The sequence below is a fragment of the Nocardiopsis sp. TNDT3 genome (genome assembly GCF_003427465.1).
GTDB lineage: Bacteria > Actinomycetota > Actinomycetes > Streptosporangiales > Streptosporangiaceae > Nocardiopsis > Nocardiopsis dassonvillei.
On the sequence record NZ_QPFC01000157.1, the window covers coordinates 1 to 14,705 of the forward strand.

The following is a 14,705-nucleotide window of genomic DNA, read 5'->3' on the forward strand; positions in this document are numbered from 1 at the left end:
GCAGCGACGCCATGACGGCGGCCGCCGCCAGCTGCGCCACGAACAGTCCCTCGCTCGTGATGAAGCCGGTGAGGAACACCGGGACGGTCGCGGCCCGGGCGGCGGTCAGGTTGACGGCGAAGAAGAACTCGTTCCAGGCGAAGATCATGCAGATCAGCGCGGTCGCCGCGATGCCCGGGGCCATCACCGGCATCATCACCGACCACAGCACGCGCGCCAGCCCGGCTCCCTCCACCCGGGCCGCCTCCACGATCGCCTTGGGCACCTCCAGGAAGAACGACCGCAGCATCCACACCGCGATGGGCAGGTTCATCGCCGTGTACAGCACCACCAGGGTCCACACGTTGTCCAGCATGGACAGGTGCGCGGCGGCGACGTAGATCGGCACCACGACCGCCACCACCGGCAGCATCTTCGTCGAGATGAAGAAGAACAGCACGTCCTGGGTCCGCTTGACCGGGGCCACCGACAGCGCGTAGGCGGCGGGCAGCCCGAGCAGCAGCACCAGGAGCGTGGACGCCAGGGTGGCGATCGCCGAGTTGCCCAGGTACGGCACGAAGTCCGCGCCCAGGACGGTGGTGAACCGGTCCAGGGTCGGCTGGAAGAAGAGCGTCGGCGGGTCGGTCGCGGCCTGGTTCTCCTCCTTGAACGCGGTCAGCACCAGCCACAGCACCGGGAACACGAACACCAGTCCCACGGCCCACGTGAACACGGTCAGGGCGGCGCTCCCCAGCCGGGCCCGGGAGCGGCCGGCCGCGCGCGGCGCGCGTGCGGCGACGGCGCCGCCCGCGGGTCGTTCGGGGGCTCGGGCGGTCACGATGTCGCCTCCTGTGCGTTCATGAACGTGCGGAAGATCAGCCGCAGGGCCAGCGTCGCCACGATGATGGTGCCGACCACCACCACGACGCCCATGGCCGCGGACTGGCCGATGTCGAACCCGAGGAAGGTCCGCTGGTAGACGTAGAAGGGCAGGTTGGAGCTGGCGGTGCCCGGCCCGCCCTGGGTCATCATGTAGATCGTGTCGAAGGTGTTGACCACGTAGACCGACCCCAGCAGCACGCCCAGCTCGATGTAGCGGCGCAGGTGCGGCAGGGTGATCCAGGCGAACGTCTGCCACCGGGACGCGCCGTCGACCTGGCCCGCCTCCAGTACGTCGGAGCCCTGGCTCTGGAGTCCCGCCAGCACCAGCAGCATCATGAACGGCGTCCACTGCCAGACCAGCGCGGCCACCACGGAGAACACGGGCGCCTGGGAGACCCAGTCGAACGACTCGACCCCGAACGGCGACAGCACGAAGTTCACCAGGCCGAACACCGGCTCCAGCATGATGTGCTTCCACAGCAGCGCCGTGGCCACGGGCAGGATCAGGAACGGGGTGATGACGAGCGTGCGCACCACGCCTCGCCCTCTGAACTTCCGGTCCAGCAGCAGCGCGAGCCCGATGCCCAGCAGCATCGCCACCACCACGCAGGAGGCGGTGATCAGCACCGTGTTCGCCGCCGCGCCCAGGAACTGCCGGTCGGTGAAGACCGCCGCGTAGTTGGCCAGGCCCACCCACGCCTGGGAGTCGGGCCGCAGCAGGTTCCACGAGCGCAGCGAGTACACGACCGTCGCCAGGAACGGCAGCTGCGTGACGACCAGCATGAACACCAGGGCGGGCAGGAGCGGGGCCCGGCGGGCCCATCCGCCCCCGCCGCGGCTCCGCCTCGGCCGCTCGGGCGGCGTCGCCGCCGCGGGCGCCTCGCGCGCGGGCGCGGTCACAGCGCTCATCGGTCGTCCTCCCTGTAGGTCCCACCGACGACCTCGGCGTACTCCTGGCTCTGTTCGAGCGCCTGCTCGACGGTGATCTGCCCGGCTATGGCCGCGCTCAGCTGCTGGCTGACCCGGGTGCCCAGGTCCTGGAACTCGGGGATGGCGAGGAAGCCGATGCCCTCGTAGGGGACCGGGCGCGTGCCCGGGTCCTCGGGGTCCGCCTCCTGGATGCCCTGGAGCATGGGCTCGGCGTAGGCCCGGGCGGCCTCCCGGTACTCGGGGACCTCGAACGTGGAGAGCCGGTTGCCGGGCGGCACCCGCTGCCAGCCGTACTCCTCGGCGACGGTGCGCACGTAGTCCTTGTCGGTCATCCACTCCAGGAACGCCCACGCCTCCTCCTTGTGCTCGGAGGTGGAGGGGACGCCCAGCGCCCAGGTGTAGAGCCAGCCGCCGTAGTCGGTCTCGGCCACCGGCGCCGCGGCGTAGCCGTTGAGCCCGGCCACGGTCGCCGAGTCCGGGTCCTCGATGGTGCTGACCATGGAGGTGGAGTCGTAGAACATGGCCGCCCGGCCCTGGGAGTAGCGGTTCAGGCAGTCCCCGAACCCGCTGTTGGCCGCGCCCGGCTGGCCGTGCTCACGCGCCAGGCCCACGTAGAACTCGGCCGCGCGCCGGAACTCGGGGGAGTCGATCTCGGCGTTCCAGTCCTCGTCGTACCAGCGCCCGCCGAAGGTGTTCAGGACGCTGTTGAAGGGGCTCAGCACCTCGCCCCAGCCCGCGAGGCCGCGCAGGCAGATCCCCGAGACCCCCGGCTCCACGCCGTCGAGCTCGGCGGCCAGGTCCGCCACCTCCTCCCAGGTGGGGTCGGGCGGCATCTCCACCCCGGCCTGCTCGAACAGGTCCTTGCGGTAGGCGAGGAAGGAGGACTCGCCGTAGAAGGGCACCGAGTACATGTCGCCCTCGTGGGACAGGTCCTCCCTGATGGAGGGGATGAAGTCCTCGTGGTCGTAGCCCCCGGCGGCGTCGATGGAGGGTTGCAGGTTCTCCAGCCAGCCGTACTCGGCCCACTGGCGGGTCTCGTAGTTGCTGATCATGACGACGTCGAACTCGCCCCCGCCGGTGGCCACGGAGGTGGTGATCTTGGCGCGGGCCTCGTTCTCGGGCAGGGACACGAAGTCGAGCGCGATGCCGGGGTGCTCCGCGCGGAACCGCGACTCCAGGGAGATCGCGTCCTGCATCTGCGGGTTGGACACGATCGCGACGGTCAGCCGGACGGCGCCGTCCTCGGAGGGGAGGGCGCCCGTCCCGGCGCACCCGGTGAGCAGCAGTCCGCAGGCGGCGACAGCGGTCGCCCGGACGGCGTAGGTGGTGTGCACTTGGCTGCCTTCCCGGGTCAGGCGGTCTCGTCGGGGACGACCTGGACCTTCACCCCGGTGCCCGCGCGCATCATGGCCAGCGCCTCGGGGAACTTCTCCAGGGGCAGGGCGTCGGTGAGCAGCGGCGCCGTGCGCACCGCGCCGCTGCTGATGAGGTCCACGGCCGCCCCGTAGCTGTTGAGCACGGCCATGGAGCCCACGACGGTGATCTCGTCGTTGTAGATCCGAAACGGCGACAGCGCCACGCGGGCCGCCTCGTCGGCGACCCCGAAGACCAGCAGGCGCCCTCCCCGCCGCAGCGAGTCGAAGGCCGCCTCGATGGCGGAGGGCGCGCCCGTGACGTCCACCGCGGCGTCGAAGCGCTCGTCGCCCAGCTCGGACGCGTCCGTCGCGGTCGCGGCGGCGCCGAGGTCGGTCGCGATGGCCAGGCGGCGGGTGTTGCGGTCCACCACCGTCACGCGGGCGCCGGAGTTCTGCAACAGCTGCTGGAGGAGCAGGCCCATGGTCCCGGCGCCCACCACCAGGAAGCGCTCGCCGGTCTCCACCCCGATGCGTCGGACACCGTGGACGGCGCACGAGAGCGGCTCGACCAGGGCGCCCTCGCGCATGCTCACCGAGTCGGGCAGGCGGTAGCAGTTGGCGGCGGGGACGGCCACGTACTCGGCGAACGCGCCGTCCACGGTGTCGCCGATCGCGCCCCAGTTGGCGCACAGGTTGCCCCGTCCGGCGCGGCAGTACTCGCAGTGCCCGCAGAACAGGGAGGGGTCCACGGCCACCCGGTCGCCGGGGCGCAGGTCCCCCGGGGCGTTCTCGCCGATGGCCGTGACCGTTCCGGCGAACTCGTGCCCGGGCACCAGCGGGTAGGGGCTGGGCGGGAACTCCCCGTCGGCGATGTGCAGGTCCGTCCCGCAGATCCCGCAGGCGCCGACCCGGACCACCACGCCGTCGGCGGCGGGGTGCGGGTCGGGGCGGTCCCCCACGGTGACGGAGCCCGGTTCGGTGATGATGGCGGCACGCACGGTTGGGAACCTCCCGTTGAACGCTCATGTGAGCGATGTGAGTCACATATGTTTCGAACATTGAACGCCCATCGGAAACGCGCTGTCAATGGATCCGGCACATTCGAGTACACTTCTGCACGTATGAGCGATCAGCGTGGTGAGGTTCAGGAGACGGCCCCCAGCGGCCCCGCGGAGATGGTGCGGCTCGCCGCCATCGCCCGCAGGTTCTACCTGGACGGGCGGTCCAAGGTGGAGATCGCCGAGGAGTTCGGCCTGAGCAGGTTCAAGGTCGCCCGTGACCTGGAGACCGCCCGCAGCAGCGGGATCGTGCGCATCGACATCCGCCTGCCCGCCCGGCTGGACGGGGAGCTGTCCGAGCGCATGCGCGCGGCCTTCGGCCTGCGCCGGGCGATCGTCGTGGACGCCCTGGACGACCCGCGGGACACGCGCCGGGCGCTGGGGTCGGTGGCGGCGCGGCTGCTGTCGGAGATCGTGCGGCCCGACGAGGTACTGGGGCTGGCCTGGAGCAGGTCGCTCCAGCTGATGGGCCTGGACATGGTGGACCTGCCGCGCTGCACGGTGGTGCAGCTCAACGGCGTGCTGTCCGAGCAGGCGGAGGGCGGCGGATCGGTCGAGACGGTGCGCCGGGCGGCCGCGCTCTCGGGCGGACCGGCGTACCCGATCTACGCGCCGCTCATCCTGCCGGACGCCGCCACGGCGGCGACGCTGCGCGCCGACCCGGGCATCGCCTCGGCGTTCGCGCACTTCGACCGACTCACGACGGCCGTGGTGGCCATCGGGGGCTGGGACGAGCGCAACTCGACCGTCTTCCAGGCGCTGGACCCGGACTCGCGGGCCAGGTACACCGCGCTGGGCGTGTGCGCGGAGATGTCCGCCCAGCTGTTCGACGCCGACGGCCAGCAGGTGCACTCCGACCTTGACGAGAGGGTCATCAGCGTCCGGGCGGACCAGCTGCGCCGGGTGCCCGAGGTGGTGGCGGTCGCCGGCGCCGGGGACGAGGCCAAGGCCAGGGCGATCGGCGCCGCGCTGCGCAGCGGCCTGGTGTCCACGCTGGTGACGGACGACGCCGTGGCCAGGCTGCTGCTCGACGGGGAGCCGACGGGGCGGGAGTGAGACACCGGTCGCCGCCCCGGGGGAGCGGCGGCGGGCGCGGGAAGGGACTCCGGTGACGCCGCGTGCCCGGCGCCTCCGCCCGTCGGGGGCCGCCCTCCCGCCCCGGAGCCGTCCGGGGGAGCGGCGGCGGTCAGCGCACCACGGCACTGCCGCCACAATGGATAGCGATGAATCTGGTCAATCTTCAGGACGTGTCCCTGGCCTACGGGCCGCTCGTACTCCTCGACAAGGTGTCGCTCGGCGTCGACGAGGGTGAGCGCATCGGCGTCGTCGGCCGCAACGGCGGCGGCAAGTCCACGCTCATCTCCGTGCTCTCGGGCATCACCCGGCCCGACTCCGGGCGGGTGGTGCACAACCGCGGGCTGCGCATCGGCTTCCTGCACCAGCGCGACACCTTCCCCGACTCCACGGTCGGGGAGTTCGTCCTGGGCGACCGGGCCGAGCACGAGTGGGCGGGCGACGCCCGCGTCCGCGACATCCTGCGCGGACTCCTCGGCGGCTGGGCCCTCGACACCCCCATGAGCGGCCTGTCCGGCGGCGAGCGCCGCCGCTCCGGCCTGGCCCGGCTCCTGGTGGGCGACCACGACCTCATCGTGCTCGACGAGCCCACCAACCACCTCGACATCGAGGGCATCGCCTGGCTCGCCGAGCACCTGCGCGCCCGTCCCGAGGCGCTCGTGGTCGTCACCCACGACCGCTGGTTCCTGGACGCCGTCACCACCCGCACCTGGGAGGTCGGACGCGGCGCGGTCGAGCGCTACGAGGGCGGTTACGCCGCCTACGTCCTGGCCAAGGCCGAGCGCGAGCGCCAGGCGGCCGCCGCCGAGGAGCGTCGCCAGAACCTCATGCGCAAGGAGCTGGCCTGGCTGCGCCGCGGCGCCCCGGCCCGCACCTCCAAGCCCAAGTTCCGCATCGAGGCGGCCAACCAGCTCATCGCCGACGAGCCGCCGCCCCGCGACACCGTCGAACTGGTCAAGTTCGCCAGCTCCCGGCTGGGCAAGACCGTCATCGACCTCAAGAACGTGTCCGCGTCCGTCCCCGACCGGACCCTGCTCGACCACCTCACCTGGCAGCTGGGCCCCGGCGACCGGGTCGGCCTGGTCGGGGTCAACGGCGCGGGCAAGTCCACCCTGCTCAGGATCCTGGCCGGGGAGCGCGAGCCCGACTCCGGCAGCGTGCGCACCGGCCGGACCGTCAAGCTCGCCCACCTGTCCCAGAACGTCGCCGAACTCGACCCCGCCGCCCGCCCCCTCCAGGCGGTCATGGACGTGCGCGAGCACGTCACCATCGGCAAGCGCGACTACACCGCCAGCCAGATGCTGGAGCGGTTCGGGTTCCGCGGGGAGCGCCAGTGGACCCCGATCGGCGACCTGTCCGGCGGTGAGCGACGCCGCCTCCAGCTGCTGCGGCTGCTCATGGACGAGCCCAACGTGCTGCTGCTGGACGAGCCCACCAACGACCTGGACATCGAGACGCTCACCGAGCTGGAGGACCTGCTCGACGGCTGGCCCGGCTCCCTGGTGCTGGTCAGCCACGACCGCTACTTCCTGGAGCGCATCACCGACCGCGTGCTGGCCCTGATGGGCGACGGCGGCCTGGCCTTCCTGCCCGGCGGGGTGGACGAGTACCTCCAGCGCCGCGCGGCCAGCGCGGGCGAGTCCACCGTGCCGCTGGGCGCCTCCGAGGCCGCCGCGGCCCAGGCCCCGGCGGAGCAGCCCGCGGTGTCGGCGGCCGAGCGGCGCGCCGCGCAGAAGGAGATGCAGCGCGTCGAGCGGCGCATGGACCGCATCGCCAAGCGGGAGGCGGAGCTGCACGAGCTGATGGCCGCCGCGGCCGAGGACTACACCCGGCTCGCCGAACTCGACGCAGAGGCCAAGGCCCTGGCCGTCGAGCGCGGGGAGCTGGAGGAGGTCTGGCTGGAGCAGGCCGAACTCGTCGGGGAGTGAGGCCGCGGCGCGGTTGACCGCGAAGGACGCCCGGCCGGAGAACTCCGGCCGGGCGTCCGGCTCGTAGGGGCGGTACGGCTGGACCGGGGCCCCTTCCTGAGAAAGAATCCGAGCCACGGCGGCGTGCGCTCCGAATACGCCGTGAAGCACCGCGCCGCGCGGTGGGCGTCGGCGCCCCGGCAAACGAGGAGATGGACGCGGATGAGCGACCTGGACGAGATCCCGGTGACCCTGATCGACGGACGCGAGACGACGTTCGGCGAGTGGTCGGGCAAGGTGAGGCTGGTGGTCAACGTCGCCTCGCGCTGCGGCTACACCCCGCAGTACGAGCGGCTGGAGAAGCTCCAGCACCGGTACGGCGACCGGGGGTTCACCGTGCTCGGCGTGCCCAGCAACCAGTTCCTCCAGGAGTTCGGCAGCGAGGAGAAGATCGCGGAGTACTGCTCGGCCACCTGGGGCGTCACCTTCCCCATGACGGCCAAGGCCAAGCTCAACGGCAAGCAGCAGCACCCGCTCTACGCGGCGCTCTCCTCCGCCGAGGACGAGGACGGCAAGGCGGGGAAGGTCAAGTGGAACTTCGAGAAGTTCCTCGTCCTCCCCGACGGCGCCGTGCACCGCTTCCGCAGCTCGACCGAGCCCGACGACCCCGGGATCACCGCGCTCATCGAGAAGGCGCTCCCCGGCGACGCGGGGTAGCCGGAGCCGCCCCCGCCCGCTCCCCGGCGGCCCGCCTCGAACGCGGCCGCCGGGTCCGGCCGGGTCACTCGGCCCGGTCCACCTGCCGGGCGAAGACGGCGGCGATCTCGCGCGCGCCCTCCTCGTTGGGGTGGATGTCCGGGCCCCGCTCGCCGTGGCACATCCACGTCAGGTCGCAGACGTTCTGGAGGTTGGCGGGCAGCCCGGTCTCGCTGCCCCGGGGCACCTCCTGGTTGGTGGACTCGAAGACCGCGTCCACCTCCGCCACGTCGATCCCCTCCGCCCGGTAGGCGTCGGCGATCGTCCCGTTGACCTCCAGCAGGATGTCCACCGCCTCCTCGGCCAGACCCCCGCGCGCCTCGGTCTCGGGGAAGAGCTCCTCGGCCTCCTCCGCCGCCGCGGTCGCCTGCTGGGCGGGGTCCCCGTCCAGCAGCAGGAAGGCCAGGAACGGGTTGTAGTAGGTCATCCCGACGATCTGCGTGTCCGGCCCCGCCGCCTCGCGCAGCCGCTCGGCGATCTCGGGGGTCTCCTCCCGGAGCCGGTCCAGGCCCTCCTCCACGCACGCGCGGTCGATGTCCACGTCCCCGGAGTCGGGGGCCTGCCCCTCGGGGGTGTTGATCCCCCGCAGGCAACGGGTGAAGTTGTTGGCGCCGATGGTCAGGGTGACCAGGTCCACCTCGCCCCGGTGCCCGGCCAGGAAGGCCTCGGCCTCCTCCAGCTGCGAGCCGTGCTCGTAGCGAGGGTCGCAGCCGGGCAGCCCGCCCTCCATGAAGGTGGTGGTGTCCTCTCCCGCGCACCCCATCCGCTCGTGCCGCAGCTCCGGGCGCTCCTCCTTCAGGGTGCGGTACAGGACGTCGGTGTAGCCCTCGGGGGTCTCCACCGGTCGGCCGTTCCCGTCGGGCTGCACGCCCACGCTGATCGAGTCGCCCAGGGACAGGTAGTGGCCGCCGGAGTCCGCCCCGCCGCCTTCGCCGCCGGGGCTCCCGCCGTCACCGTCCCCGCCACCGTTGCCCGAGCACCCCGCGACCAGCACGGCCGCGGCCGCCACGGCCATCCAACGGACCCGCACGTGTTCCCCCGAACGATCGACTGCGCGTACCGGGGCTGGACTACCCCGGGACGCGCGGTTCTCACGCGGTACGGCCGTGCGGCGTCCGACACACGGCGGCGGTCCCGCCTCCGGGGGCGAGGGGGGAGTGCGCGCCGGTCGGCGGACCCGTTCGGCGAGGACGGCGGCGATTCCCCGCGCGCCCTGTGCGTGTGGATGCCCGGCCCCCGGGGAGGCCGGTACCGCCTGTCTAACCCTGCTGGCCCCCGGGGCCCCGGTCGAGGGGCGCCAGGAGGCGTCTGAGTAACGACGCCAGCTGTTCGCGGTCGCCGTCGGCCATCGGCGCCAGCAGGGTCTCCTCGTAGCTCAGGAGCGACCTGAGGGCCGCGTCGATGCGCTCGGCGCCCCGTTCGGTCAGCCGGACCAGGACCCCGCGCTTGTCGGCGGGGTCGGGGCGGCGCCGCACGAGCCCGGCCGCGGCCAGCCGGTCCACCCGGTTGGTCATGGTTCCCGAGGTCACCAGGGTGGCGCGCAGCAGCCGTCCGGGGCTCAGCTCGTACGGGGGGCCGGAGCGGCGCAGCTCGGCGAGCACGTCGAACTCCCAGGGCTCCAGGTCGTGCTCGGTGAAGACGGTGCGCCGGGCACGGTCCAGGTGGCGCGCGAGCCGCGACACCCGGCTGAACACCTCCAGCGGCGTCACGTCCACGTCGGGGCGTTCGGAGCGCCACGCCTCGATCAGCCCATCCACCTCATCGCGCATGGGGACAGCTTATCTCTTGACATCAAGATAGTGGGGCGGGTATGCCGTGCACACCCGCCCCACAGGTCACCAGGACCGCCCCGCGTCAGCCCGTTCTGCGCTTGCCCGGGCTCAGCCTCGGCTTCGGCTCCAGGCTCGACAGTCCGTTCCAGGCCAGGTTGACCAGGTGCGCGGCGACCACCTCGCGCTTGGGCCTGCGCACCTCCAGCCACCACTGGCCGGTCAGGGCCCACATCCCCACCAGGGCCTGGGCGTACATGGGGGCGAGCGCCGGGTCGTAGCCCCGTTCGGCGAACTCGTCGACCATGATGTGCTCGACCTGGCTGGCGATGTCGTTGAGCAGACTGGCGAAACTCCCCGTGCCGGAGGCCGCGTGCGAGTCCCGGGTCAGCACCCGGAACCCCACGGTGTTCTCCTCCACGTACCGCAGCAGGGCCAGGGCCGCGTTCTCGATCTTGCTCCGGGCGCCGTCGGCGGAGAGGGCCTCGCCCATCATCGCCAGGAGGGTGCGCATCTCACGGTCGACCACGACCGCGTAGATGCCCTCCTTGCCGCCGAAGTGCTCGTACACCACGGGCTTGGACACACCGGCCCGCGCGGCGATCTCCTCGACGGAGGCCGCGTCGAACCCGCGCTCGGCGAACAGCTCCCGGCCGATCTCCAACAGCTGTTGCCGACGCTCCTTGCCCGTCATGCGCTTGCGGCGCACACGGATCTTCTGACCGCTGTCGGCTGCTCCCATGATGGCTACCGATCCTAGACGCTGACCCGTTTGGCGGCGAGTCGCTCGTTGTTGGGCCAGCGGACCTTGGAGGCCCAGCCGAGCTTCTCGAAGACCCAGATGACGCGGGCGGAGATGTCGATCTGGCCCTTGAGCACGCCGTGGCGGGCGCAGGTGGGGTCGGCGTGGTGCAGGTTGTGCCAGGACTCGCCGAAGGACGGGATGGCCAGCCACCACACGTTGCGGGAGCGGTCGCGCACCTCGAAGTTCTCCTCGCCGATGGTGTGGCAGATGGAGTTGATCGACCAGGTGACGTGGTGCAGCAGGGCCATGCGCACCAGGCTGGCCCAGAAGAAGGCGGTGAACGCGCCCCACCAGGACATGGTGACCAGGCCGCCGATGAGCGCCGGGGCGCCCAGGGAGAAGACCACGATCAGCCCGAAGAGCTTGTCGACCAGGACGATGTCCTTGTCCTTGAGCAGGTCGGGGGCGAAGCGGCGCGGCGAGGTCTTCTTCTCGTCCAGGTACATCCACGCCATGTGCGCGTAGTACAGGCCCTTGGCGACCGACTTCCAGTCGTCGCCGAAGCGCCACGGCGAGTGCGGGTCGCCCTCGGCGTCGGCGTACTTGTGGTGGCGGCGGTGGTCGGCGACCCACTTGATGACGCTGCCCTCGATGGCCATCGAACCGGCGATCGCGAGCGCGATGCGCAGCGGGCGCTTGGCCTTGAACGAGCCGTGCGTGAAGTGGCGGTGGAAGCCGACCGTGATGCCCAGGCCGCTGATCAGGTAGAAGACCGAGGCGATGGCGATGTCGGTCAGGGACAGGCCCCAACCCCAGAAGAAGGGCAGCGAGGCCAGCAGGGCGATCAGCGGCACGAACACGAACGCGAAGACCGTGTAGCGCTCGGCCCTGCCGCGCAGTTCGGGCTCGTACTCGGGGATCGCCTCGCGCTTTGGCTCTGTCGTCTTGGTCGGTAGCTCGGGAGCAGCGGTCATGGGTTCTTCCTCGCTGTCGGGCAGTCGGTCGTCGTCGCGGTCAGGACGGCGTCCGAACGGCACCTGAGTGACCGCCGCGACGACCCAACCTATTCCTACGTAACCGTAACCTACGATGCCGTAGGTTTGGCAAGCCCTCCGTCAAAGGCGCTATGTTGGTGGCTGGCGTACGGGCGGTGTGCTCCGCCCTCGCGCGTTCCCGGATGATGTAATCGGCAGCATGTGGGGTTTTGGTCCCCATCGTCCAGGTTCGAGCCCTGGTCCGGGAGCTACCCCGGCGTCGCGCGCGCACACGCGCGGGCGCCGAGCGGGTCCGCGCGTCCCCGTGCGAGGGACGTATCCCCGCGGACCCCCGCGGAGCGGTGCATCTCACACCGAACCCCCAGAAACCGCCGCCACAGGCGCGGCGCGGCCAACGGCCGCTCACCCCCGTGTCACGCGCCCGTGGGGCGCCGGTGACGCGCATGTATCCTTCCCATGTCGGCCGCTGGTCATCCGACGGCCGCCCGTGCGGCATGCGGGTCGCGCCGCCGAGGGGTGAGCCGACATCTCAGCCACCAGCTACCACGAGGGACTCCTCAGTGAGCGTGAACCGTCCGGCTGCCGTCATCGTCCTCGCGGCGGGCGAGGGCACCCGAATGAAGTCGAAGCTTCCCAAGGTCCTCCACGAACTCAACGGCCGCAGCATGCTCGGCCACGTGCTCGCGGCGGCGCGGGAACTCGACCCCCAGCACGCGGTCGTGGTCGTCGGCCACGCGCGTGAGCAGGTCAGATCCCATCTGGAGGAGATCGCCCCCCAGGCCGCCACCGCGGTCCAGGAGGAGCAGAACGGCACCGGCCACGCCGTGCGCATGGCGATCGAGGACCTGGCCGCCAAGGGCGTCAAGCTCAGCGGCACCGTGGTCCTGACCTGCGGTGACACCCCCCTCCTGCGCGGTTCCACGCTCGCGGAGCTCGTCGCGGCCCACGACGAGGAGGGCAACGCCGTCACGGTGCTCTCCGCGCGCGTACCCGACCCCCACGGTTACGGCCGCATCGTCCGCGACGCCGACGGCGACTTCACCGGCATCGTCGAGCACGCCGACGCCACCCCCGAGCAGCACGCGATCGACGAGATCAACTCGGGCATGTACGCCTTCGACGGCGCCCTGCTGTCCGAGGTCGTCCAGCGCCTGTCCACCGACAACGCCAAGGGCGAGGAGTACGTGACCGACGCGGTCTCCCTGCTGCGCGGCGACGGCCACCGGGTCGGCGCCTGGGCGGCGGACGACTGGCACGAGGTCCAGGGCGTCAACAACCGCGTCCAGCTCTCCGAGGCCCGCCGCGTCCTCAACGACCGGCTGGTCAACGAGCACATGCTCGCCGGGGTCACCGTCGTGGACCCCGCCACCACCTGGATCGACGCCCAGGTCACCATCGGCCGCGACACCGTGATCGAACCGGGGACCCGGCTGCTGGGCGCCACCTCCGTCGGCGAGGACGCCGTCGTCGGCCCCCGCGCGGACCTGAGGGACACGGTCGTCGGCGCGGGCGCCACGGTGCGCGAGACCACGGCGGACCGGGCCGAGATCGGCCCCGGGGCCTCCGTCGGCCCCTACACCTACCTGCGGCCGGGCACCCGCCTGGCCGAGCGGTCCAAGGCCGGAGCCTTCGTCGAGGTCAAGAACTCGAACGTCGGCGCCGAGTCCAAGATCCCGCACCTGACCTACGTGGGCGACGCGGACATCGGCGTGGGCAGCAACATCGGCTGCTCCTCGGTGTTCGTCAACTACGACGGGGTCAACAAGTCCCGGAGCGTCATCGGCGACCACGTCAGGATCGGCAGCGACAACACCATCGTCGCCCCGGTCCGCGTGGGCGACGGCGCCTACTCCGGGGCGGGGACCGTGGTCCGCGACGACGTGCCGCCCGGTGCCCTCGCCGTTTCCGAGGGGCACCGCCAGCGCAACGTCGAGGGCTGGACCCGGCGCAAGCGCCCGGGCACGCCCTCCGCCGAGGCGGCGGAGCAGGCCGATCGGCACAGAGCCGACGACAAGCAGTGACTGTGGGGGAGAAACACGTGACCGGGATGAAGGCCACCGGCCAGAAGAACCTGATGCTCTTCTCGGGGCGCACGCACCCGAGCCTGGCCGAGGAGGTCGCGAAGGAACTGGGGATCGACGTGGTCCCCACCCGGTTCGACACCTTCGCCAACGGTGAGATCTTCGTCCGTTACCTGGAGTCGGTGCGCGGCTCGGACGCGTTCGTCATCCAGTGCCACTCCGACCCGATCAACGAGTCCATCATGGAGCAGCTGATCATGGTGGACGCGCTCAAGCGCGCGTCCGCCAAGAGGATCACCGTGGTGACCCCGTTCTTCGGCTACGCCCGGCAGGACAAGAAGCACCGAGGCCGCGAGCCCATCTCGGCCCGCCTCATGACCGACCTGTTCCGCACCGCGGGCGCGGACCGGATGATGGCCGTCGACCTGCACACGGACCAGATCCAGGGCTTCTTCGACGGCCCGGTGGACCACCTGTTCGCGCTGCCGATACTGGCCGACCACATCGCCGGCCGGGTCGACCAGTCCGAGATCACCGTGGTCTCCCCGGACGCGGGCCGGGTGCGCACCGCCGACCGCTGGGCGGACCGCCTCGGCGCCCCGCTGGCGATCATCCACAAGCGCCGCGACCCGGACGTGGCCAACCAGGTCCGGGTGCACGAGGTCGTCGGTGAGGTCAAGGGCCGCGTCTGCGTGCTGGTGGACGACATGATCGACACCGGCGGCACCATCGTCAAGGCCTCCGAGGCCCTGTTCGAGCAGGGCGCGGCCAAGGTCCTGGTGGCCGCCACGCACGGCGTGCTGTCCGGTCCGGCGGCCGAGCGCCTCCAGAACTCGCGGATCTCCGAGGTGGTCATCACCAACTCGCTGCCCGTTCCGGAGGAGCGCTCCTTCGAGAAGCTGACCCAGCTCTCGATCGCGCCGCTGGTGGCCCGCGCCATCAGCGAGGTCTTCACCGACGGCTCGGTCACGAGCCTGTTCGAGTAAGTGGGGACGCGCGCCCCTTCGCCCGGACCTCCCGCGGCCGCCCCTCCGGGCCGCCGCGGGAGGTCCGCGTCGTTTCCGGTCCGCCTCCGGGCCCGCGGCCGACGGGGACGGTGCGGCGCGGGGCGGCGCAGACGGCCTCCAGCGCGCTGACCGGTGCTTTCCGGACCCGGGCGGCCCGGACGCGTGTCCTCGGACCCCGACGGCCGTCTGGGGGCCGGGGCCGCGTCCGCAGCCGGGCGGTCCCCTCG

At 71.9% G+C, this 14,705-nt stretch carries 13 protein-coding genes; 5 read left to right on the plus strand and 8 right to left on the minus strand.

What is annotated here, in order from left to right:
- From DQW06_RS04320 to DQW06_RS04335, 4 genes are all read right to left on the minus strand, one after another.
- On the minus strand, positions 1–817 hold an 817-nt coding region (locus DQW06_RS04320; RefSeq protein ID WP_198662377.1), incomplete at its 3' end, for a carbohydrate ABC transporter permease.
- Positions 814–1,770 (minus strand): carbohydrate ABC transporter permease, encoded by a 957-nt coding sequence (locus DQW06_RS04325; RefSeq protein ID WP_013155004.1) that lies wholly within the window; start codon positions 1,768–1,770, stop codon positions 814–816. The genes DQW06_RS04320 and DQW06_RS04325, both read right to left, overlap by 4 nt.
- Positions 1,767–3,125: a sugar ABC transporter substrate-binding protein gene (locus DQW06_RS04330; RefSeq protein ID WP_013155003.1), complete on the minus strand. Its 1,359-nt coding sequence runs from the start codon at positions 3,123–3,125 to the stop codon at positions 1,767–1,769. Before DQW06_RS04330 ends, DQW06_RS04325 begins: the two co-directional genes overlap by 4 nt.
- A gap of 17 nt (positions 3,126–3,142) precedes the next feature.
- Positions 3,143–4,144 carry a zinc-dependent alcohol dehydrogenase family protein gene (locus tag DQW06_RS04335; protein WP_117197999.1) on the minus strand — a complete coding sequence of 334 codons (1,002 nt, stop codon included), beginning with the start codon at positions 4,142–4,144 and terminating at the stop codon, positions 3,143–3,145.
- A gap of 177 nt (positions 4,145–4,321) precedes the next feature.
- On the opposite strand from DQW06_RS04335, the gene DQW06_RS04340 reads away from it, so the two are divergent.
- The 3 genes from DQW06_RS04340 (at position 4,322) to DQW06_RS04350 (ending at position 7,902) form a co-directional block, all read left to right on the plus strand.
- On the plus strand, positions 4,322–5,260 hold the full coding sequence (locus DQW06_RS04340; RefSeq protein ID WP_013155001.1) for a sugar-binding transcriptional regulator: 939 nt from the start codon (positions 4,322–4,324) through the stop codon (positions 5,258–5,260).
- Between the two features lie 167 nt (positions 5,261–5,427).
- On the plus strand, positions 5,428–7,206 hold the full coding sequence (locus DQW06_RS04345; RefSeq protein WP_117198000.1) for an ABC-F family ATP-binding cassette domain-containing protein: 1,779 nt from the start codon (positions 5,428–5,430) through the stop codon (positions 7,204–7,206).
- 201 nt (positions 7,207–7,407) lie between these two features.
- Positions 7,408–7,902 carry a glutathione peroxidase gene (locus DQW06_RS04350; protein WP_013154999.1) on the plus strand — a complete coding sequence of 165 codons (495 nt, stop codon included), beginning with the start codon at positions 7,408–7,410 and terminating at the stop codon, positions 7,900–7,902.
- Positions 7,903–7,966: 64 nt separating this feature from the next.
- On the opposite strand, the gene DQW06_RS04355 is transcribed toward DQW06_RS04350, so the two are convergent.
- The 4 genes from DQW06_RS04355 to DQW06_RS04370 form a co-directional block, all read right to left on the minus strand.
- Positions 7,967–8,956, minus strand: a complete 990-nt coding sequence (locus DQW06_RS04355; RefSeq protein WP_117198001.1) for a GDSL-type esterase/lipase family protein — start codon at positions 8,954–8,956, stop codon at positions 7,967–7,969.
- Between the two features lie 244 nt (positions 8,957–9,200).
- Entirely contained in the window at positions 9,201–9,710 is a 510-nt protein-coding gene (locus tag DQW06_RS04360) for a MarR family winged helix-turn-helix transcriptional regulator (RefSeq protein ID WP_013154997.1), read from the minus strand.
- Between the two features lie 85 nt (positions 9,711–9,795).
- Complete coding sequence (locus DQW06_RS04365; protein ID WP_013154996.1) at positions 9,796–10,452, minus strand: TetR/AcrR family transcriptional regulator; 657 nt, start codon at positions 10,450–10,452, stop codon at positions 9,796–9,798.
- Between the two features lie 14 nt (positions 10,453–10,466).
- Positions 10,467–11,429, minus strand: a complete 963-nt coding sequence (locus DQW06_RS04370; protein ID WP_013154995.1) for an acyl-CoA desaturase — start codon at positions 11,427–11,429, stop codon at positions 10,467–10,469.
- A 581-nt stretch (positions 11,430–12,010) separates the two neighbouring features.
- Here DQW06_RS04370 and glmU point away from each other — a divergent pair.
- Positions 12,011–13,471, plus strand: a complete 1,461-nt coding sequence (gene glmU, locus DQW06_RS04375; RefSeq protein ID WP_013154994.1) for a bifunctional UDP-N-acetylglucosamine diphosphorylase/glucosamine-1-phosphate N-acetyltransferase GlmU — start codon at positions 12,011–12,013, stop codon at positions 13,469–13,471.
- Positions 13,472–13,488: 17 nt separating this feature from the next.
- The gene (locus tag DQW06_RS04380) at positions 13,489–14,457 is read left to right on the plus strand and encodes a ribose-phosphate diphosphokinase (RefSeq protein WP_013154993.1); all 969 of its coding nucleotides are present in this window, start codon (positions 13,489–13,491) and stop codon (positions 14,455–14,457) included.
- Positions 14,458–14,705: the final 248 nt, after the last annotated feature.